Below are 23,943 nucleotides of genomic sequence, written 5' to 3' on the forward strand. Positions count from 1 at the left end.
GTATCAAAGTTAAGACAGATCCGAGATTGCGCGCGAAACTACCATATATTAAAAACTCTAAGCAAGATTTTTGTTACATTCGAACAAAAAAATTATGCGCTTTATTCAAAAATGGTAAATGTGTAGAGCCCTAGACGCTAAATCAACTGTCAACTTTCAAAATTTGAGTAAGCGTATTGAGTTCATTAACAATAGTATCATTGACAATCAAACCGGCAGCTTCAAATGAAGATATTACCCCCTCTAGAATAACAGTTTGATCTGTACCGTCATCACTGACTGTTAAGACTACATCATTTTCATCAACAGAAAGTTCAATATTATTAATCAAGTCTGCAACTTCAACATCGTTATCATTTAAGATGTCTCTAAAATCAAGCAAATCAGTTCCAAGATCAAAGTTTTTAATCACGTCAGTACCACTATCTAAAGTAGAGTCTAGCCACTTAAATACATTATCACTACTATCACCTAACAAAATTTGATTCCCGAGTTGTGCAGTTATCTCATTATCAGCTGGTATCACTCCGTATTGAGGAGAATCATTAACATCAATAGTTACTGTAGCTTCACTACTCACTGAAGAATTAGAATCTACTGCTATGTAATCAAAAGTTACATCTTCTGTTATTTGTTGGCTTCCTGAAAGATACCTAAGCTCCCAACTACCACCTGTAGATGTAAGCTCCATAGACACTATAGGGTTGTTTGGTGATGAATAGGTAAAATCATACAAAATTTGACTGTTGCCCGTATGGCCTGGATCTTTTTGGTATTGCTCAACGTGAGTCGTATTATCAGCAAAAGTATAAGTCACTTCGACATAAACGTTACTATTGGCCGTAAATGCTCCGCCTAACCCATCTAAGCCAAATGTCACAACATCAAGAGGATTACCTGACAAATCAACGATCAGGGTTTCTTGTTTATTCATACCTGAACCATCTGTATCACCAATCCCCCAACCAACATGTCCACCGTTACCTGTGTACTGTTTTAGCGGCTTGCCATTATTACCAGTAATACTCACTCCAACAGTATTACCATTATCTAAAGTTATCAGTCTTTCTGTATCACTGACATAAACACCCCAACCGAAAAAACCATTATTAAGCATAATATTAGCAGTATCACCACTATAGCCTATTTCAAATGAAGGACCAGCACCGGGGACATAGCTGATGTTATCTGGATTCAATAATTTTGCATTATCAACTGACTGACCAATTGTGTGAAGATCTGACGCAGTCAGCACTCTAGTATCACCTGATTGTTCTGTGTAAAGCAAAGTACCATAGGTTGGTAACGATGTGATCATCACATTCAGTTTAACACTGTTAAAGTCATCATCTTCGTCCGAAATACGGTCCAAAGCAACGTCATTTGAATCGAAAATAACAGGCACTGTTATTAAATTGTCAGCATCAATACTAAAACTTTCGGCAATGGGTAACTCATTAACGTTGTCCTCTGACAACATAACGTTAACATCTGTAGATTTTTGAGCACCAAACCCAGTAGCTTCTGTTGCTGTCACTACAATATTATGGATATTTGAAAGAGCCTCAAAATTATTGGTAAACGCTGTGACCCCCGCGGCGGTTAAACTGATGGCGCCACTGGTGGGGTTAATTTCAAACAGCGCGTTGCCGCCGCTGCTGACATTGGTGCTGATGCTGTAAGTGACGTTTTCGCCATCGGCGTCACTGGCTGAGACAGAGCCCAGCACATCACTGTCAACGCGGTTCTCGTTGTAGCTAAAGGCGTAGTTCGCTTGCCCAAACTCGGGCGCGTTATCGTCGAGGTTCAACTCGGTCAGCGCCACATTGACGGTGGCGGTTTGCACGCTGCCAAGGCCCGCGTCTTCAGTGGCCGTGACGACTAAGTTGTGCACGTTGGGGTTAAGCTCAAAGTCGTTGGCAAAGGCGCTCACGCCAGCCGCGGTTAAACTGATGTCACCCGAATTTTCATCAATCTCAAACAGCGCGTTGCCGCCGCTGCTGACGTTGGTGCTGATGCTGTAGGTGACGTTTTCGCCATCGGCGTCACTGGCGGACACCGTGCCCAGCACATCACTGTCAACGCGGTTCTCGTTGTAACTAAAGGCGTAGTTCGCCTGAGCAAACTCGGGCGCGTTATCGTCGAGGTTCAATTCGGTCAACGCCACATTGACGGTGGCGGTTTGCACGCTGCCAAGGCCCGCGTCTTCAGTGGCCGTGACGACTAAGTTGTGCACGTTGGGGTTAAGCTCAAAGTCGTTGGCAAAGGCGCTCACGCCAGCCGCGGTTAAACTGATGTCACCCGAATTTTCATCAATCTCAAACAGCGCGTTGCCGCCGCTGCTGACGTTGGTGCTGATGCTGTAGGTGACGTTTTCGCCATCGGCGTCACTGGCGGACACCGTGCCCAGCACATCACTGTCAACGCGGTTCTCGTTGTAGCTAAAGGCGTAACTCGCTTGCCCAAACTCGGGCGCGTTGTCATCGAGGTTCAACTCGGTCAGCGCCACATTGACGGTGGCGGTTTGCATGCTGCCAAGGCCCGCGTCTTCAGTCGCGGTCACCACTAAGTTGTGCACGTTGGGGTTAAGCTCAAAGTCGTTGGCAAAGGCGCTCACGCCAGCCGCGGTTAAACTGATGGCGCCTGAGGTTGCATCGATTTCAAACAGATCGTTGCCGCCGCTGCTGACGTTGGTGCTGATGCTGTAGGTGACGTTTTCGCCATCGGCGTCACTGGCGGACACCGTGCCCAGCACATCACTGTCAACGCGGTTTTCGTTGTAACTAAAGGCGTAGCTCGCTTGCCCAAACTCGGGCGCGTTGTCATCGAGGTTCAACTCGGTCAGCGCCACATTGACGGTGGCGGTTTGCACGCTGCCAAGGCCCGCGTCTTCAGTCGCGGTCACCACTAAGTTGTGCACGTTGGGGTTAAGCTCAAAGTCGTTGGCAAAGGCGCTCACGCCAGCCGCGGTTAAACTGATGTCACCCGAATTTTCATCAATCTCAAACAGCGCGTTGCCGCCGCTGCTGACGTTGGTGCTGATGCTGTAGGTGACGTTTTCGCCATCGGCGTCACTGGCGGACACCGTGCCCAGCACATCACTGTCAACGCGGTTTTCGTTGTAACTAAAGGCGTAGCTCGCTTGCCCAAACTCGGGCGCGTTGTCGTCGAGGTTCAACTCGGTCAGCGCCACATTGACGGTGGCGGTTTGCACGCTGCCAAGGCCCGCATCTTCAGTCGCGGTCACCACTAAGTTGTGCACGTTGGGGTTGAGCTCAAAGTCGTTAGCAAAGGCCGAGACCCCCGCGGCGGTTAAACTGATGGCGCCACTGATGGGGTTAATTTCAAACAGCGCGTTGCCGCCACTGCTGACATTGGTGCTGATGCTGTAAGTAACATTCTCGCCATCGGCGTCACTGGCGGACACCGTGCCCAGCACATCGGTAGCTGCGCGGTTTTCATTGTAACTAAAAGCGTAGCTCGCCTGATTAAACTCGGGCGCGTTGTCGTCGAGGTTCAATTCGGTCAGCGCCACATTGACGGTGGCGGTTTGCACGCTGCCAAGGCCCGCGTCTTCAGTCGCGGTCACCACTAAGTTGTGCACGTTGGGGTTAAGCTCAAAGTCGTTAGCAAAGGCCGAGACCCCCGCGGCGGTTAAACTGATGGCGCCACTGGTGGGGTTAATTTCAAACAGCGCGTTGCCGCCGCTGCTAACATTGGTGCTGATGCTGTAGGTGACATTCTCGCCATCGGCGTCACTGGCTGAGACGGTACCAATCACCGCCGAGTCGGTTGAATTTTCATTGTAACTAAAGGCGTAGCTCGCTTGCCCAAACTCGGGCGCGTTGTCGTCGAGGTTCAACTCGGTCAACGCCACATTGACGGTGGCGGTTTGCACACTGCCAAGGCCCGCGTCTTCAGTCGCGGTGACGACTAAGTTGTGCACGTTGGGGTTGAGCTCAAAGTCGTTGGCAAAGGCGCTCACGCCAGCCGCGGTGAGACTGATGGCGCCTGAGGTTGCATCGATTTCAAACAGATCGTTGCCGCCGCTGCTGACGTTGGTGCTGATGCTGTAGGTGACGTTTTCACCATCGGCGTCACTGGCTGAGACGGTACCAATCACCGCCGAGTCGGTTGAATTTTCATTGTAACTAAAGGCGTAACTCGCTTGCCCAAACTCGGGCGCGTTGTCATCGAGGTTCAATTCGGTCAGCGCCACACTGACGGTGGCGGTTTGCACGCTGCCAAGGCCGGCGTCTTCAGTGGCCGTCACCACTAAATTGTGCACATTGGGGTTAAGCTCAAAGTCATTAGCAAAAGCCGAGACCCCCGCGGCGGTTAAACTGATGGCGCCACTGGTGGGGTTAATTTCAAACAGCGCGTTGCCGCCACTGCTGACGTTGGTGCTGATGCTGTAGGTGACATTTTCGCCATCGGCGTCACTGGCCGAGACGGTACCAATCACCGCCGAGTCGGTTGAATTTTCATTGTAACTAAAGGCGTAGTTCGCTTGCCCAAACTCGGGCGCGTTGTCGTCGAGGTTCAATTCAGTCAGCGCCACATTGACGGTGGCGGTTTGCACGCTGTCAAGGCCCGCGTCTTCAGTGGCCGTGACGACTAAGTTGTGCACATTGGGGTTAAGCTCAAAGTCATTAGCAAAGGCGCTCACGCCAGCCGCGGTGAGACTGATGGCGCCTGAGGTTGCATCGATTTCAAACAGATCGTTGCCGCCGCTGCTGACGTTGGTGCTGATGCTGTAGGTGACGTTTTCGCCATCGGCGTCACTGGCTGAGACAGAGCCCAGCACATCGCTGTCAACGCGGTTTTCGTTGTAACTAAAGGCGTAGCTCGCTTGCCCAAACTCGGGCGCGTTGTCGTCGAGGTTTAATTCGGTCAGCGCCACATTGACGGTGGCGGTTTGCACGCTGCCAAGGCCGGCGTCTTCAGTCGCGGTCACCACCAAGTTGTGCACGTTGGGGTTAAGCTCAAAGTCATTAGCAAAGGCCGAGACCCCCGCGGCGGTTAAGCTGATGGCGCCACTGGTGGGGTTAATTTCAAACAGCGCGTTGCCGCCGCTGCTGACGTTGGTGCTGATGCTGTAAGTAACATTCTCGCCATCGGCGTCACTGGCGGACACCGTGCCCAGCACATCGCTGTCAACGCGGTTTTCGTTGTAGCTAAAGGCGTAACTCGCTTGCCCAAACTCGGGCGCGTTGTCGTCGAGGTTTAATTCGGTCAGCGCCACATTGACGGTGGCGGTTTGCACGCTGCCAAGGCCCGCGTCTTCAGTCGCGGTCACCACCAAGTTGTGCACATTGGGGTTAAGTTCAAAGTCATTAGCAAAGGCGCTCACGCCAGCCGCGGTGAGACTGATGGCGCCTGAGGTTGCATCGATTTCAAACAGATCGTTGCCGCCGCTGCTGACGTTGGTGCTGATGCTGTAGGTGACATTTTCGCCATCGGCGTCACTGGCGGACACCGTGCCCAGCACATCACTGTCAACGCGGTTTTCGTTGTAGCTAAAGGCGTAGCTCGCTTGCCCAAACTCGGGCGCGTTGTCGTCGAGGTTCAATTCAGTCAGCGCCACATTGACGGTGGCGGTTTGCACGCTGCCAAGGCCGGCGTCTTCAGTGGCCGTGACGACTAAGTTGTGCACGTTGGGGTTGAGCTCAAAGTCGTTAGCAAAGGCCGAGACCCCCGCGGCGGTGAGACTGATGGCGCCTGAGGTTGCATCGATTTCAAACAGATCGTTGCCGCCGCTGCTGACGTTGGTGCTGATGCTGTAAGTGACGTTTTCGCCATCGGCGTCACTGGCCGAGACGGTACCAATCACCGCCGAGTCGGTTGAATTTTCATTGTAACTAAAGGCGTAACTCGCTTGCCCAAACTCGGGCGCGTTATCGTCGAGGTTCAACTCGGTCAGCGCCACATTGACGGTGGCGGTTTGCACACTGCCAAGGCCCGCGTCTTCAGTCGCGGTCACCACCAAGTTGTGCACATTGGGGTTAAGTTCAAAGTCATTAGCAAAGGCGCTCACGCCAGCCGCGGTGAGACTGATGGCGCCTGAGGTTGCATCGATTTCAAACAGATCGTTGCCGCCGCTGCTGACGTTGGTGCTGATGCTGTAGGTAACGTTTTCGCCATCGGCGTCACTGGCGGACACCGTGCCCAGCACATCACTGTCAACGCGGTTTTCGTTGTAACTAAAGGCGTAACTCGCTTGCCCAAACTCGGGCGCGTTATCATCGAGATTCAATTCGATCAGCGCCACATTGACGGTGGCGGTTTGCACGCTGCCAAGGCCCGCGTCTTCAGTCGCGGTCACCACCAAGTTGTGCACATTGGGGTTAAGCTCAAAGTCGTTAGCAAAGGCCGAGACCCCCGCGGCGGTTAAACTGATGGCGCCACTGATGGGGTTAATTTCAAACAGCGCGTTGCCGCCACTGCTGACATTGGTGCTGATGCTGTAAGTAACATTCTCGCCATCGGCGTCACTGGCGGACACCGTGCCCAGCACATCGGTAGCTGCGCGGTTTTCATTGTAACTAAAAGCGTAGCTCGCCTGATTAAACTCGGGCGCGTTGTCGTCGAGGTTCAATTCGGTCAGCGCCACATTGACGGTGGCGGTTTGCACGCTGCCAAGGCCCGCGTCTTCAGTCGCGGTCACCACTAAGTTGTGCACGTTGGGGTTAAGCTCAAAGTCGTTAGCAAAGGCCGAGACCCCCGCGGCGGTTAAACTGATGGCGCCACTGGTGGGGTTAATTTCAAACAGCGCGTTGCCGCCGCTGCTAACATTGGTGCTGATGCTGTAGGTGACATTCTCGCCATCGGCGTCACTGGCTGAGACGGTACCAATCACCGCCGAGTCGGTTGAATTTTCATTGTAACTAAAGGCGTAGCTCGCTTGCCCAAACTCGGGCGCGTTGTCATCGAGGTTCAACTCGGTCAGCGCCACATTGACGGTGGCGGTTTGCATGCTGCCAAGGCCCGCGTCTTCAGTCGCGGTCACCACTAAGTTGTGCACGTTGGGGTTAAGCTCAAAGTCGTTGGCAAAGGCGCTCACGCCAGCCGCGGTTAAACTGATGGCGCCTGAGGTTGCATCGATTTCAAACAGATCGTTGCCGCCGCTGCTGACGTTGGTGCTGATGCTGTAGGTGACGTTTTCGCCATCGGCGTCACTGGCGGACACCGTGCCCAGCACATCACTGTCAACGCGGTTTTCGTTGTAACTAAAGGCGTAGCTCGCTTGCCCAAACTCGGGCGCGTTGTCATCGAGGTTCAACTCGGTCAGCGCCACATTGACGGTGGCGGTTTGCACGCTGCCAAGGCCCGCGTCTTCAGTCGCGGTCACCACTAAGTTGTGCACGTTGGGGTTAAGCTCAAAGTCGTTGGCAAAGGCGCTCACGCCAGCCGCGGTTAAACTGATGTCACCCGAATTTTCATCAATCTCAAACAGCGCGTTGCCGCCGCTGCTGACGTTGGTGCTGATGCTGTAGGTGACGTTTTCGCCATCGGCGTCACTGGCGGACACCGTGCCCAGCACATCACTGTCAACGCGGTTCTCGTTGTAGCTAAAGGCGTAACTCGCTTGCCCAAACTCGGGCGCGTTGTCATCGAGGTTCAACTCGGTCAGCGCCACATTGACGGTGGCGGTTTGCATGCTGCCAAGGCCCGCGTCTTCAGTCGCGGTCACCACTAAGTTGTGCACGTTGGGGTTAAGCTCAAAGTCGTTGGCAAAGGCGCTCACGCCAGCCGCGGTTAAACTGATGGCGCCTGAGGTTGCATCGATTTCAAACAGATCGTTGCCGCCGCTGCTGACGTTGGTGCTGATGCTGTAGGTGACGTTTTCGCCATCGGCGTCACTGGCGGACACCGTGCCCAGCACATCACTGTCAACGCGGTTTTCGTTGTAACTAAAGGCGTAGCTCGCTTGCCCAAACTCGGGCGCGTTGTCGTCGAGGTTCAACTCGGTCAGCGCCACATTGACGGTGGCGGTTTGCACGCTGCCAAGGCCCGCATCTTCAGTCGCGGTCACCACTAAGTTGTGCACGTTGGGGTTGAGCTCAAAGTCGTTAGCAAAGGCCGAGACCCCCGCGGCGGTTAAACTGATGGCGCCACTGATGGGGTTAATTTCAAACAGCGCGTTGCCGCCACTGCTGACATTGGTGCTGATGCTGTAAGTAACATTCTCGCCATCGGCGTCACTGGCGGACACCGTGCCCAGCACATCGGTAGCTGCGCGGTTTTCATTGTAACTAAAAGCGTAGCTCGCCTGATTAAACTCGGGCGCGTTGTCGTCGAGGTTCAATTCGGTCAGCGCCACATTGACGGTGGCGGTTTGCACGCTGCCAAGGCCCGCGTCTTCAGTCGCGGTCACCACTAAGTTGTGCACGTTGGGGTTAAGCTCAAAGTCGTTAGCAAAGGCCGAGACCCCCGCGGCGGTTAAACTGATGGCGCCACTGGTGGGGTTAATTTCAAACAGCGCGTTGCCGCCACTGCTGACGTTGGTGCTGATGCTGTAGGTGACATTTTCGCCATCGGCGTCACTGGCCGAGACGGTACCAATCACCGCCGAGTCGGTTGAATTTTCATTGTAACTAAAGGCGTAGTTCGCTTGCCCAAACTCGGGCGCGTTGTCGTCGAGGTTCAATTCAGTCAGCGCCACATTGACGGTGGCGGTTTGCACGCTGTCAAGGCCCGCGTCTTCAGTGGCCGTGACGACTAAGTTGTGCACATTGGGGTTAAGCTCAAAGTCATTAGCAAAGGCCGAGACCCCCACGGCGGTTAAACTGATGGCGCCACTGGTGGGGTTAATTTCAAACAGCGCGTTGCCGCCGCTGCTAACATTGGTGCTGATGCTGTAAGTGACGTTTTCACCATCGGCGTCACTGGCGGACACCGTGCCCAGCACATCGCTGTCAACGCGGTTCTCGTTGTAACTAAAGGCGTAGTTCGCCTGAGCAAACTCGGGCGCGTTATCGTCGAGGTTCAATTCGGTCAACGCCACATTGACGGTGGCGGTTTGCACGCTGCCAAGGCCCGCGTCTTCAGTGGCCGTGACGACTAAGTTGTGCACGTTGGGGTTAAGCTCAAAGTCGTTGGCAAAGGCGCTCACGCCAGCCGCGGTTAAACTGATGTCACCCGAATTTTCATCAATCTCAAACAGCGCGTTGCCGCCGCTGCTGACGTTGGTGCTGATGCTGTAGGTGACGTTTTCGCCATCGGCGTCACTGGCGGACACCGTGCCCAGCACATCACTGTCAACGCGGTTTTCGTTGTAACTAAAGGCGTAGCTCGCTTGCCCAAACTCGGGCGCGTTGTCGTCGAGGTTCAACTCGGTCAGCGCCACATTGACGGTGGCGGTTTGCACGCTGCCAAGGCCCGCATCTTCAGTCGCGGTCACCACTAAGTTGTGCACGTTGGGGTTGAGCTCAAAGTCGTTAGCAAAGGCCGAGACCCCCGCGGCGGTTAAACTGATGGCGCCACTGATGGGGTTAATTTCAAACAGCGCGTTGCCGCCACTGCTGACATTGGTGCTGATGCTGTAAGTAACATTCTCGCCATCGGCGTCACTGGCGGACACCGTGCCCAGCACATCGGTAGCTGCGCGGTTTTCATTGTAACTAAAAGCGTAGCTCGCCTGATTAAACTCGGGCGCGTTGTCGTCGAGGTTCAATTCGGTCAGCGCCACATTGACGGTGGCGGTTTGCACGCTGCCAAGGCCCGCGTCTTCAGTCGCGGTCACCACTAAGTTGTGCACGTTGGGGTTAAGCTCAAAGTCGTTAGCAAAGGCCGAGACCCCCGCGGCGGTTAAACTGATGGCGCCACTGGTGGGGTTAATTTCAAACAGCGCGTTGCCGCCACTGCTGACGTTGGTGCTGATGCTGTAGGTGACATTTTCGCCATCGGCGTCACTGGCCGAGACGGTACCAATCACCGCCGAGTCGGTTGAATTTTCATTGTAACTAAAGGCGTAGTTCGCTTGCCCAAACTCGGGCGCGTTGTCGTCGAGGTTCAATTCAGTCAGCGCCACATTGACGGTGGCGGTTTGCACGCTGTCAAGGCCCGCGTCTTCAGTGGCCGTGACGACTAAGTTGTGCACATTGGGGTTAAGCTCAAAGTCATTAGCAAAGGCGCTCACGCCAGCCGCGGTGAGACTGATGGCGCCTGAGGTTGCATCGATTTCAAACAGATCGTTGCCGCCGCTGCTGACGTTGGTGCTGATGCTGTAGGTGACGTTTTCGCCATCGGCGTCACTGGCTGAGACAGAGCCCAGCACATCGCTGTCAACGCGGTTTTCGTTGTAACTAAAGGCGTAGCTCGCTTGCCCAAACTCGGGCGCGTTGTCGTCGAGGTTTAATTCGGTCAGCGCCACATTGACGGTGGCGGTTTGCACGCTGCCAAGGCCGGCGTCTTCAGTCGCGGTCACCACCAAGTTGTGCACGTTGGGGTTAAGCTCAAAGTCATTAGCAAAGGCCGAGACCCCCGCGGCGGTTAAGCTGATGGCGCCACTGGTGGGGTTAATTTCAAACAGCGCGTTGCCGCCGCTGCTGACGTTGGTGCTGATGCTGTAAGTAACATTCTCGCCATCGGCGTCACTGGCGGACACCGTGCCCAGCACATCGCTGTCAACGCGGTTTTCGTTGTAGCTAAAGGCGTAACTCGCTTGCCCAAACTCGGGCGCGTTGTCGTCGAGGTTTAATTCGGTCAGCGCCACATTGACGGTGGCGGTTTGCACGCTGCCAAGGCCCGCGTCTTCAGTCGCGGTCACCACCAAGTTGTGCACATTGGGGTTAAGTTCAAAGTCATTAGCAAAGGCGCTCACGCCAGCCGCGGTGAGACTGATGGCGCCTGAGGTTGCATCGATTTCAAACAGATCGTTGCCGCCGCTGCTGACGTTGGTGCTGATGCTGTAGGTGACATTTTCGCCATCGGCGTCACTGGCGGACACCGTGCCCAGCACATCACTGTCAACGCGGTTTTCGTTGTAGCTAAAGGCGTAGCTCGCTTGCCCAAACTCGGGCGCGTTGTCGTCGAGGTTCAATTCAGTCAGCGCCACATTGACGGTGGCGGTTTGCACGCTGCCAAGGCCGGCGTCTTCAGTGGCCGTGACGACTAAGTTGTGCACGTTGGGGTTGAGCTCAAAGTCGTTAGCAAAGGCCGAGACCCCCGCGGCGGTGAGACTGATGGCGCCTGAGGTTGCATCGATTTCAAACAGATCGTTGCCGCCGCTGCTGACGTTGGTGCTGATGCTGTAAGTGACGTTTTCGCCATCGGCGTCACTGGCCGAGACGGTACCAATCACCGCCGAGTCGGTTGAATTTTCATTGTAACTAAAGGCGTAACTCGCTTGCCCAAACTCGGGCGCGTTATCGTCGAGGTTCAACTCGGTCAGCGCCACATTGACGGTGGCGGTTTGCACACTGCCAAGGCCCGCGTCTTCAGTCGCGGTCACCACCAAGTTGTGCACATTGGGGTTAAGTTCAAAGTCATTAGCAAAGGCGCTCACGCCAGCCGCGGTGAGACTGATGGCGCCTGAGGTTGCATCGATTTCAAACAGATCGTTGCCGCCGCTGCTGACGTTGGTGCTGATGCTGTAGGTAACGTTTTCGCCATCGGCGTCACTGGCGGACACCGTGCCCAGCACATCACTGTCAACGCGGTTTTCGTTGTAACTAAAGGCGTAACTCGCTTGCCCAAACTCGGGCGCGTTATCATCGAGATTCAATTCGATCAGCGCCACATTGACGGTGGCGGTTTGCACGCTGCCAAGGCCCGCGTCTTCAGTCGCGGTCACCACCAAGTTGTGCACATTGGGGTTAAGCTCAAAGTCGTTAGCAAAGGCCGAGACCCCCGCGGCGGTTAAACTGATGGCGCCACTGATGGGGTTAATTTCAAACAGCGCGTTGCCGCCACTGCTGACATTGGTGCTGATGCTGTAAGTAACATTCTCGCCATCGGCGTCACTGGCGGACACCGTGCCCAGCACATCGGTAGCTGCGCGGTTTTCATTGTAACTAAAAGCGTAGCTCGCCTGATTAAACTCGGGCGCGTTGTCGTCGAGGTTCAATTCGGTCAGCGCCACATTGACGGTGGCGGTTTGCACGCTGCCAAGGCCCGCGTCTTCAGTCGCGGTCACCACTAAGTTGTGCACGTTGGGGTTAAGCTCAAAGTCGTTAGCAAAGGCCGAGACCCCCGCGGCGGTTAAACTGATGGCGCCACTGGTGGGGTTAATTTCAAACAGCGCGTTGCCGCCGCTGCTAACATTGGTGCTGATGCTGTAGGTGACATTCTCGCCATCGGCGTCACTGGCTGAGACGGTACCAATCACCGCCGAGTCGGTTGAATTTTCATTGTAACTAAAGGCGTAGCTCGCTTGCCCAAACTCGGGCGCGTTGTCGTCGAGGTTCAACTCGGTCAACGCCACATTGACGGTGGCGGTTTGCACACTGCCAAGGCCCGCGTCTTCAGTCGCGGTGACGACTAAGTTGTGCACGTTGGGGTTGAGCTCAAAGTCGTTGGCAAAGGCGCTCACGCCAGCCGCGGTGAGACTGATGGCGCCTGAGGTTGCATCGATTTCAAACAGATCGTTGCCGCCGCTGCTGACGTTGGTGCTGATGCTGTAGGTGACGTTTTCACCATCGGCGTCACTGGCTGAGACGGTACCAATCACCGCCGAGTCGGTTGAATTTTCATTGTAACTAAAGGCGTAACTCGCTTGCCCAAACTCGGGCGCGTTATCGTCGAGGTTTAATTCGGTCAGCGCCACATTGACGGTGGCGGTTTGCACGCTGCCAAGGCCGGCGTCTTCAGTCGCGGTCACCACCAAGTTGTGCACGTTGGGGTTAAGCTCAAAGTCATTAGCAAAGGCCGAGACCCCCGCGGCGGTTAAGCTGATGGCGCCACTGGTGGGGTTAATTTCAAACAGCGCGTTGCCGCCGCTGCTGACGTTGGTGCTGATGCTGTAAGTAACATTCTCGCCATCGGCGTCACTGGCGGACACCGTGCCCAGCACATCACTGTCAACGCGGTTCTCGTTGTAGCTAAAGGCGTAACTCGCTTGCCCAAACTCGGGTGCGTTGTTATCGAGGTTCAACTCGGTCAGCGCCACATTGACGGTGGCGGTTTGCATGCTGCCAAGGCCCGCGTCTTCAGTCGCGGTGACGACTAAGTTGTGCACGTTGGGGTTAAGCTCAAAGTCATTAGCAAAGGCCGAGACCCCCGCGGCGGTTAAGCTGATGGCGCCACTGGTGGGGTTAATTTCAAACAGCGCGTTGCCGCCGCTGCTGACGTTGGTGCTGATGCTGTAAGTAACATTCTCGCCATCGGCGTCACTGGCGGACACCGTGCCCAGCACATCGTTGTCAACGCGGTTTTCGTTATAGCTAAAGGCGTAACTCGCTTGCCCAAACTCGGGCGCGTTATCGTCGAGGTTCAACTCGGTCAACGCCACATTGACGGTGGCGGTTTGCACGCTGCCAAGGCCCGCGTCTTCAGTGGCCGTGACGACTAAGTTGTGCACGTTGGGGTTAAGCTCAAAGTCATTAGCAAAGGCGCTCACGCCAGCCGCGGTGAGACTGATGGCGCCTGAGGTTGCATCGATTTCAAACAGATCGTTGCCGCCGCTGCTGACGTTGGTGCTGATGCTGTAGGTGACGTTTTCGCCATCGGCGTCACTGGCGGACACCGTGCCCAGCACATCACTGTCAACGCGGTTTTCGTTGTAGCTAAAGGCGTAGCTCGCTTGCCCAAACTCGGGCGCGTTATCATCGAGGTTCAATTCGGTCAGCGCCACATTGACGGTGGCGGTTTGCACGCTGCCAAGGCCGGCGTCTTCAGTCGCGGTCACCACCAAGTTGTGCACGTTGGGGTTAAGCTCAAAGTCGTTAGCAAAGGCCGAGACCCCCGCGGCGGTTAAGCTGATGTCACCCGAATTTTCATCAATCTCAAACAGATCGTTGCCGCCACTGCTGACGTTGGTGCTGATGCTGTAAGTAACATTCTCGCCATCGGCGTCACTGGCGGACACCGTGCCCAGCACATCGTTGTCAACGCGGTTTTCGTTATAGCTAAAGGCGTAACTCGCTTGCCCAAACTCGGGCGCGTTATCGTCGAGGTTCAACTCGGTCAACGCCACATTGACGGTGGCGGTTTGCACGCTGCCAAGGCCCGCGTCTTCAGTGGCCGTGACGACTAAGTTGTGCACGTTGGGGTTAAGCTCAAAGTCATTAGCAAAGGCGCTCACGCCAGCCGCGGTGAGACTGATGGCGCCTGAGGTTGCATCGATTTCAAACAGATCGTTGCCGCCGCTGCTGACGTTGGTGCTGATGCTGTAGGTGACGTTTTCGCCATCGGCGTCACTGGCGGACACCGTACCCAGTACATCACTGTCAACGCGGTTTTCGTTGTAGCTAAAGGCGTAGCTGGCTTGCCCAAACTCGGGCGCGTTATCATCGAGGTTCAATTCAGTCAGCGCCACATTGACGGTGGCGGTTTGCACGCTGCCAAGGCCGGCGTCTTCAGTCGCGGTCACCACCAAGTTGTGCACGTTGGGGTTAAGCTCAAAGTCGTTAGCAAAGGCCGAGACCCCCGCGGCGGTTAAGCTGATGTCACCCGAATTTTCATCAATCTCAAACAGATCGTTGCCGCCACTGCTGACGTTGGTGCTGATGCTGTAGGTGACGTTTTCGCCATCGGCGTCACTGGCTGAAATGGTACCAATCACCGCCGAGTCGGTTGAATTTTCATTGTAACTAAAGGCGTAGCTGGCTTGCCCAAACTCGGGCGCGTTGTCGTCCAAATTGAGTTCAGTCAACGCCACATTGACGGTGGCGGTTTGCACACTGCCAAGGCCCGCGTCTTCAGTCGCGGTCACCACCAAATTGTGCACATTGGGGTTAAGCTCAAAGTCATTAGCAAAGGCCGAGACCCCCGCGGCGGTTAAACTGATGTCACCCGAATTTTCATCAATCTCAAACAGATCGTTGCCGCCGCTGCTGACGTTGGTGCTGATGCTGTAGGTGACGTTTTCGCCATCGGCGTCACTGGCTGAGACAGAGCCCAGCACATCGCTGTCAACGCGGTTTTCGTTATAGCTAAAGGCGTAACTCGCTTGCCCAAACTCTGGCGCGTTATCGTCGAGGTTCAACTCGGTCAACGCCACATTGACGGTGGCGGTTTGCACGCTGCCAAGGCCCGCGTCTTCAGTGGCGGTCACCACTAAGTTGTGCACATTGGGGTTAAGCTCAAAGTCGTTAGCAAAGGCCGAGACCCCCGCGGCGGTTAAGCTGATGGCGCCCGAATTTTCATCAATCTCAAACAGCGCGTTACCGCCGCTGCTAACATTGGTGCTGATGCTGTAAGTGACGTTTTCGCCATCGGCGTCACTGGCTGAGACAGAGCCCAGCACATCACTGTCAACGCGGTTCTCGTTGTAGCTAAAGGCGTAACTCGCTTGCCCAAATTCGGGTGCGTTGTCATCGAGGTTCAACTCGGTCAGCGCCACATTGACGGTGGCGGTTTGCACGCTGCCAAGGCCCGCGTCTTCAGTCGCGGTCACCACCAAGTTGTGCACGTTGGGGTTAAGCTCAAAGTCGTTAGCAAAGGCCGAGACCCCCGCGGCGGTTAAGCTGATGTCACCCGAATTTTCATCAATCTCAAACAGATCGTTGCCGCCGCTGCTGACGTTGGTGCTGATGCTGTAGGTGACGTTTTCGCCATCGGCGTCACTGGCTGAGACAGAGCCCAGCACATCGCTGTCAACGCGGTTTTCGTTATAGCTAAAGGCGTAACTCGCTTGCCCAAACTCTGGCGCGTTATCGTCGAGGTTCAACTCGGTCAACGCCACATTGACGGTGGCGGTTTGCACGCTGCCAAGGCCCGCGTCTTCAGTGGCGGTCACCACTAAGTTGTGCACATTGGGGTTAAGCTCAAAGTCGTTAGCAAAGGCCGAGACCCCCGCGGCGGTTAAGCTGATGGCGCCCGAATTTTCATCAATCTCAAACAGCGCGTTACCGCCGCTGCTAACATTGGTGCTGATGCTGTAAGTGACGTTTTCGCCATCGGCGTCACTGGCTGAGACAGAGCCCAGCACATCACTGTCAACGCGGTTCTCGTTGTAGCTAAAGGCGTAACTCGCTTGCCCAAACTCGGGTGCGTTGTCATCGAGGTTCAACTCGGTCAGCGCCACATTGACGGTGGCGGTTTGCACGCTGCCAAGGCCCGCGTCTTCAGTCGCGGTTACCACCAAGTTGTGCACGTTGGGGTTAAGCTCAAAGTCGTTGGCAAAGGCGCTCACGCCAGCCGCGGTTAAACTGATGGCGCCTGAGGTTGCATCGATTTCAAACAGATCGTTGCCGCCGCTGCTGATATTGGTGCTGATGCTGTAGGTGACGTTTTCGCCATCGGCGTCACTGGCGGACACCGTGCCCAGCACATCACTGTCAACGCGGTTCTCGTTGTAGCTAAAGGCGTAACTCGCTTGCCCAAACTCGGGTGCGTTATCATCGAGGTTCAATTCAGTCAGCGCCACATTGACGGTGGCGGTTTGCATGCTGCCAAGGCCCGCGTTTTCAGTGGCCGTGACGACTAAGTTGTGCACGTTGGGGTTAAGCTCAAAGTCGTTAGCAAAGGCGCTCACCCCCGCAGCGGTTAAGCTGATGTCGCCCGAATTTTCATCAATCTCAAACAGCGCGTTGCCGCCACTGCTAACATTGGTGCTGATGCTGTAAGTGACGTTTTCGCCATCGGCGTCACTGGCTGAGACTGAGCCCAGCACATCACTGTCAACGCGGTTCTCGTTGTAGCTAAAGGCGTAACTCGCTTGCCCAAACTCGGGTGCGTTATCATCGAGGTTCAACTCGGTCAGCGCCACATTGACGGTGGCGGTTTGCACGCTGCCAAGGCCCGCGTCTTCAGTCGCGGTCACCACCAAGTTGTGCACATTGGGGTTAAGTTCAAAGTCATTAGCAAAGGCGCTCACGCCAGCCGCGGTGAGACTGATGGCGCCTGAGGTTGCATCGATTTCAAACAGATCGTTGCCGCCGCTGCTGACGTTGGTGCTGATGCTGTAGGTGACATTTTCGCCATCGGCGTCACTGGCGGACACCGTGCCCAGCACATCACTGTCAACGCGGTTTTCGTTGTAGCTAAAGGCGTAGTTCGCTTGCCCAAACTCGGGCGCGTTGTCATCGAGGTTCAATTCGGTCAGCGCCACACTGACGGTGGCGGTTTTCACGCTGCCAAGGCCGGCGTCTTCAGTGGCCGTCACCACTAAATTGTGCACATTGGGGTTAAGCTCAAAGTCATTAGCAAAAGCCGAGACCCCCGCGGCGGTTAAACTGATGGCGCCACTGGTGGGGTTAATTTCAAACAGCGCGTTGCCGCCACTGCTGACGTTGGTGCTGATGCTGTAGGTGACATTTTCGCCATCGGCGTCACTGGCCGAGACGGTACCAATCACCGCCGAGTCGGTTGAATTTTCATTGTAACTAAAGGCGTAGTTCGCTTGCCCAAACTCGGGCGCGTTGTCGTCGAGGTTCAATTCAGTCAGCGCCACATTGACGGTGGCGGTTTGCACGCTGTCAAGGCCCGCGTCTTCAGTGGCCGTGACGACTAAGTTGTGCACATTGGGGTTAAGCTCAAAGTCATTAGCAAAGGCCGAGACCCCCACGGCGGTTAAACTGATGGCGCCACTGGTGGGGTTAATTTCAAACAGCGCGTTGCCGCCGCTGCTAACATTGGTGCTGATGCTGTAAGTGACGTTTTCACCATCGGCGTCACTGGCGGACACCGTGCCCAGCACATCGCTGTCAACGCGGTTCTCGTTGTAACTAAAGGCGTAGTTCGCCTGAGCAAACTCGGGCGCGTTATCGTCGAGGTTCAATTCGGTCAACGCCACATTGACGGTGGCGGTTTGCACGCTGCCAAGGCCCGCGTCTTCAGTGGCCGTGACGACTAAGTTGTGCACGTTGGGGTTAAGCTCAAAGTCGTTGGCAAAGGCGCTCACGCCAGCCGCGGTTAAACTGATGTCACCCGAATTTTCATCAATCTCAAACAGCGCGTTGCCGCCGCTGCTGACGTTGGTGCTGATGCTGTAGGTGACGTTTTCGCCATCGGCGTCACTGGCGGACACCGTGCCCAGCACATCACTGTCAACGCGGTTCTCGTTGTAACTAAAGGCGTAGTTCGCCTGAGCAAACTCGGGCGCGTTATCGTCGAGGTTCAATTCGGTCAACGCCACATTGACGGTGGCGGTTTGCACGCTGCCAAGGCCCGCGTCTTCAGTGGCGGTCACCACTAAGTTGTGCACGTTGGGGTTAAGCTCAAAGTCGTTGGCAAAGGCGCTCACGCCAGCCGCGGTTAAACTGATGGCGCCTGAGGTTGCATCGATTTCAAACAGATCGTTGCCGCCGCTGCTGACGTTGGTGCTGATGCTGTAGGTGACGTTTTCGCCATCGGCGTCACTGGCGGACACCGTGCCCAGCACATCACTGTCAACGCGGTTTTCGTTGTAACTAAAGGCGTAGCTCGCTTGCCCAAACTCGGGCGCGTTGTCATCGAGGTTCAACTCGGTCAGCGCCACATTGACGGTGGCGGTTTGCACGCTGCCAAGGCCCGCGTCTTCAGTCGCGGTCACCACTAAGTTGTGCACGTTGGGGTTAAGCTCAAAGTCGTTGGCAAAGGCGCTCACGCCAGCCGCGGTTAAACTGATGTCACCCGAATTTTCATCAATCTCAAACAGCGCGTTGCCGCCGCTGCTGACGTTGGTGCTGATGCTGTAGGTGACGTTTTCGCCATCGGCGTCACTGGCGGACACCGTGCCCAGCACATCACTGTCAACGCGGTTTTCGTTGTAACTAAAGGCGTAGCTCGCTTGCCCAAACTCGGGCGCGTTGTCGTCGAGGTTCAACTCGGTCAGCGCCACATTGACGGTGGCGGTTTGCACGCTGCCAAGGCCCGCATCTTCAGTCGCGGTCACCACTAAGTTGTGCACGTTGGGGTTGAGCTCAAAGTCGTTAGCAAAGGCCGAGACCCCCGCGGCGGTTAAACTGATGGCGCCACTGATGGGGTTAATTTCAAACAGCGCGTTGCCGCCACTGCTGACATTGGTGCTGATGCTGTAAGTAACATTCTCGCCATCGGCGTCACTGGCGGACACCGTGCCCAGCACATCGGTAGCTGCGCGGTTTTCATTGTAACTAAAAGCGTAGCTCGCCTGATTAAACTCGGGCGCGTTGTCGTCGAGGTTCAATTCGGTCAGCGCCACATTGACGGTGGCGGTTTGCACGCTGCCAAGGCCCGCGTCTTCAGTCGCGGTCACCACTAAGTTGTGCACGTTGGGGTTAAGCTCAAAGTCGTTAGCAAAGGCCGAGACCCCCGCGGCGGTTAAACTGATGGCGCCACTGGTGGGGTTAATTTCAAACAGCGCGTTGCCGCCGCTGCTAACATTGGTGCTGATGCTGTAGGTGACATTCTCGCCATCGGCGTCACTGGCGGACACCGTGCCCAGCACATCGTTGTCAACGCGGTTTTCGTTATAGCTAAAGGCGTAACTCGCTTGCCCAAACTCGGGCGCGTTATCGTCGAGGTTCAACTCGGTCAACGCCACATTGACGGTGGCGGTTTGCACGCTGCCAAGGCCCGCGTCTTCAGTGGCCGTGACGACTAAGTTGTGCACGTTGGGGTTAAGCTCAAAGTCGTTGGCAAAGGCGCTCACGCCAGCCGCGGTGAGACTGATGGCGCCTGAGGTTGCATCGATTTCAAACAGATCGTTGCCGCCGCTGCTGACGTTGGTGCTGATGCTGTAGGTGACGTTTTCGCCATCGGCGTCACTGGCGGACACCGTACCCAGTACATCACTGTCAACGCGGTTTTCGTTGTAGCTAAAGGCGTAGCTGGCTTGCCCAAACTCGGGCGCGTTATCATCGAGGTTCAATTCAGTCAGCGCCACATTGACGGTGGCGGTTTGCACGCTGCCAAGGCCGGCGTCTTCAGTCGCGGTCACCACCAAGTTGTGCACGTTGGGGTTAAGCTCAAAGTCGTTAGCAAAGGCCGAGACCCCCGCGGCGGTTAAGCTGATGTCACCCGAATTTTCATCAATCTCAAACAGATCGTTGCCGCCACTGCTGACGTTGGTGCTGATGCTGTAGGTGACGTTTTCGCCATCGGCGTCACTGGCTGAAATGGTACCAATCACCGCCGAGTCGGTTGAATTTTCATTGTAACTAAAGGCGTAGCTGGCTTGCCCAAACTCGGGCGCGTTGTCGTCCAAATTGAGTTCAGTCAACGCCACATTGACGGTGGCGGTTTGCACACTGCCAAGGCCCGCGTCTTCAGTCGCGGTCACCACCAAATTGTGCACATTGGGGTTAAGCTCAAAGTCATTAGCAAAGGCCGAGACCCCCGCGGCGGTTAAACTGATGTCACCCGAATTTTCATCAATCTCAAACAGATCGTTGCCGCCGCTGCTGACGTTGGTGCTGATGCTGTAGGTGACGTTTTCGCCATCGGCGTCACTGGCTGAGACAGAGCCCAGCACATCGCTGTCAACGCGGTTTTCGTTATAGCTAAAGGCGTAACTCGCTTGCCCAAACTCTGGCGCGTTATCGTCGAGGTTCAACTCGGTCAACGCCACATTGACGGTGGCGGTTTGCACGCTGCCAAGGCCCGCGTCTTCAGTGGCGGTCACCACTAAGTTGTGCACATTGGGGTTAAGCTCAAAGTCGTTAGCAAAGGCCGAGACCCCCGCGGCGGTTAAGCTGATGGCGCCACTGGTGGGGTTAATTTCAAACAGCGCGTTGCCGCCGCTGCTAACATTGGTGCTGATGCTGTAGGTGACGTTTTCGCCATCGGCGTCACTGGCGGACACCGTACCCAGTACATCACTGTCAACGCGGTTTTCGTTATAGCTAAAGGCGTAGCTCGCTTGCCCAAACTCGGGCGCGTTATCGTCGAGGTTCAATTCAGTCAGCGCCACATTGACGGTGGCGGTTTGCACGCTGCCAAGGCCGGCGTCTTCAGTCGCTGTCACCACCAAGTTGTGCACATTGGGGTTAAGCTCAAAGTCGTTAGCAAAGGCCGAGACCCCCGCGGCGGTTAAGCTGATGGCGCCACTGGTGGGGTTAATTTCAAACAGCGCGTTGCCGCCACTGCTGACATTGGTGCTGATGCTGTAGGTGACGTTTTCGCCATCGGCGTCACTGGCTGACACCGTGCCCAGCACATCGCTGTCCGCTGAGTTCTCGTTGTAACTAAAGCTGTAATTGATACCATCGTTGGGCGTAAATACTGGCGAGTTATCATCAACAAGCAAAGTATCTGCAACAAGTAAATTATCTGCAATGATAGCTTCGGTTACCAGATCTAGAAGCGCTAAGCTCTGAGTTTCAGATAACCCCTGGGACTCGAGGCCTACTGTATCAAAATCAGTGCTTGCTCTAGTTTGTATGGCAGTTCTGTCGACATCTCCAGTACCAGTAGGACTTGAACCGTTTTGACCACCCGCTGCTGTTGCGAAGTCTTCATTTTGCGTTGGGTCAACACCTTGTTCTATTTGTTCGAATATCGATGCTATTTCACTATCTAAATCTACATCAAATGCTTCACCATCATCAGTAACTAACTGCGCCTCAAGATCAGTCGCAGCAGGCGTACTCTGCCCAAAGTCAACAATAACTTCACCAGCTCTCGGAGCTTCACCAGGAGTGAGTTCCCTGAGCTGACCATTAGCGTCGATAACAACTGTCATTAAGAACCTACCTTTCTTAAGAGCGCAGCTATGGATAATATTAACTCTAGACTCATCACTTATATTGTGCCAACTCAATAGCTAACTGTTAGTTAAAACTTTGAAGTTTTTTCGTAGAAAACCAGCATTTTTAAGAAAAAGATTCCTATGTTTCAACTAGTTGTACTAAAATTTGATGTAGTTTGTAATTACTCATATCTGCATCATTATAAAATATTTTTTTTTTGCTTTATGGAAGTTAAACAGAAAGGAGGCTCTCTTGAACTGGAAACAAGTGATTCTGGCCAGTATCATTTTGGTTGGTTTTACCAGCAACAGCCAAACGCTTGAACAGGCTGTATCCATAACTCTTGCAACTAGCCCTGAGCTAAAAAGTACTTTCAATTTGTACAAAAGCGCATTGAAAGATGTAGATGCTTCAGGGGGTGCATATTTACCTAGTATCGACCTAGACGCTGGCTTAGGACGTGAAAGTATTAGTCCAGCAAGGTCTTCTGGCCGCTCTGATACAGATTTAACAAGAAAAGAAGCGTCTATCATACTTACCCAACTTCTCTGGGATGGCAACGCAACATTAAATGATATGGATCGGACGGCAGCTCAAGCTGAGTCATCTCGGTTACAAATTTGGGCAGATGCTTCCGATTTAGCCCTACAGGTTACTGAGGTTTACCTTAACGCCGTCAAGTCTAATGAAGTACTCGCTCTTTCTGAGAGCAACCTAGCAGTCCACAAAGAAATTTATAGGGATATAAAAAAGCGAGCGGATTCTGGAATTGGTTCTACTGCCGATGTGACTCAAGTTGAAGCACGTATTGCTAAAGCACATGGTAATTTACTCGCGGCACAGAATAACCTTGTCGATACTCATACTCAGTTCAGGAGATTAGTTGGCCGTCGTCCTCTCGGTTTAATATATCCAAGAGCAGATCAGTCTAAACTTCCTATCACACTTGAAGAAGCGTTAGATACAGCATTTAATAATCATCCTGTTATTAAAATCTCACAGGCTGATGTTGAATCTGCACGCTTCCAATATAAACAATCTAAAGGCTCTTATTTCCCGACCGTATCTGTTGAAGCTAGCCAAACATGGAGAGATGATGCTGGAGGAAACGTTGGGAGTAGTGATGAATCTCTAGCCATGCTCAGGCTAAGCTATAACCTATATAATGGTGGTTCAGATAAGGATCTCGCTGAACGTTCTGCTTACCAATTAAATAGGGCTAAAGATTTACGTGATGATGCGTATCGGCAGGTGGAAGAGAGCCTGAGGCTTTCATGGAGTGCGCTAGATCTAACTCTACAACAAAAAAACTTTCTTGCTGACCACGTCGATTCCGCTTCGGAAACTGTAATTGCCTACAAAAAACAATATCAAATCGGTCAGAGAACATTACTTGATCTGCTTAATACAGAAAACGAATTGTTTGAAGCACGAAAAGACTATCTTGATGCTCATTATGCTGAGCAATATGCAAAATATCGTGTGATGAACACTACTGGTAATTTACTGGACTCTTTATTAGTCGACGTACCATCCGAGTGGGTTCAGAAGGTGGAGTATTGATCATGATGAATAAAAGCTTATGTACACTTACCGCCATTAGCATAGCACTATCTAACACATTATTAGCTAATGAGGATGAATATGAATATATCCCCCCCCCTAAAGCGAACCAAGTGGCTGACTTATTAGATGATGATCGAGATGGGGTTATAAATGCTAGGGATTTATGCCCGGATACTCTTGAAGGTGCTGAAATTAATAATGATGGCTGCGCTAACTTGTTCAAAGAAGAAGAAGAGCTTGCTTTGAGAGTCCTCTTCGCTCACGACTCATATGAGATTAATCCTGTATTTTCAGACCAGATACAAACGATGGCGGATTTTTTAGACAAGTATACGTCTGCTTCAATTCAAGTTCAGGGACACACAAGTAAAGTTGGGCCAGAAGCGTACAATTATTCGCTATCCGAGCAAAGAGCAAATGCCGTACAAGGTGAGCTTTTGTATTACGGTATAGCGCCAGAGCGTGTAAATATAGTGGGCTTTGGTGAAGACCGGCTAGAGGATCAAGGTGACGACGAAGTTGCCCATGCGACCAATCGAAGAGTTACTGCAACTGTGGTTGGACTAAGTGAAAAGGTTGTCGAAGAGTGGAGTATATTCAGCATTATTGAAAAATAACCACA

Annotated in this window: 3 protein-coding genes; 2 read left to right on the top strand and 1 reads right to left on the bottom strand. The window is 53.8% G+C overall.

Annotated features, from left to right (window positions below):
* Nucleotides 1–142: 142 nt before the first annotated feature.
* Nucleotides 143–21,748 carry a cadherin domain-containing protein gene (locus OCV27_RS08695; protein ID WP_337969045.1) on the bottom strand — a complete coding sequence of 7,202 codons (21,606 nt, stop codon included), beginning with the start codon at nucleotides 21,746–21,748 and terminating at the stop codon, nucleotides 143–145.
* A gap of 259 nt (nucleotides 21,749–22,007) precedes the next feature.
* On the opposite strand from OCV27_RS08695, the gene OCV27_RS08700 reads away from it, so the two are divergent.
* Nucleotides 22,008–23,318, top strand: coding sequence for a TolC family outer membrane protein (locus OCV27_RS08700; RefSeq protein ID WP_125323127.1), 1,311 nt, complete (start codon nucleotides 22,008–22,010; stop codon nucleotides 23,316–23,318).
* A 2-nt stretch (nucleotides 23,319–23,320) separates the two neighbouring features.
* Nucleotides 23,321–23,938 (top strand): OmpA family protein, encoded by a 618-nt coding sequence (locus OCV27_RS08705; protein WP_125323128.1) that lies wholly within the window; start codon nucleotides 23,321–23,323, stop codon nucleotides 23,936–23,938.
* Nucleotides 23,939–23,943: the final 5 nt, after the last annotated feature.

Source organism: Vibrio pectenicida (assembly GCA_024347015.1).
In the GTDB taxonomy this organism is placed as follows: domain Bacteria; phylum Pseudomonadota; class Gammaproteobacteria; order Enterobacterales; family Vibrionaceae; genus Vibrio; species Vibrio pectenicida.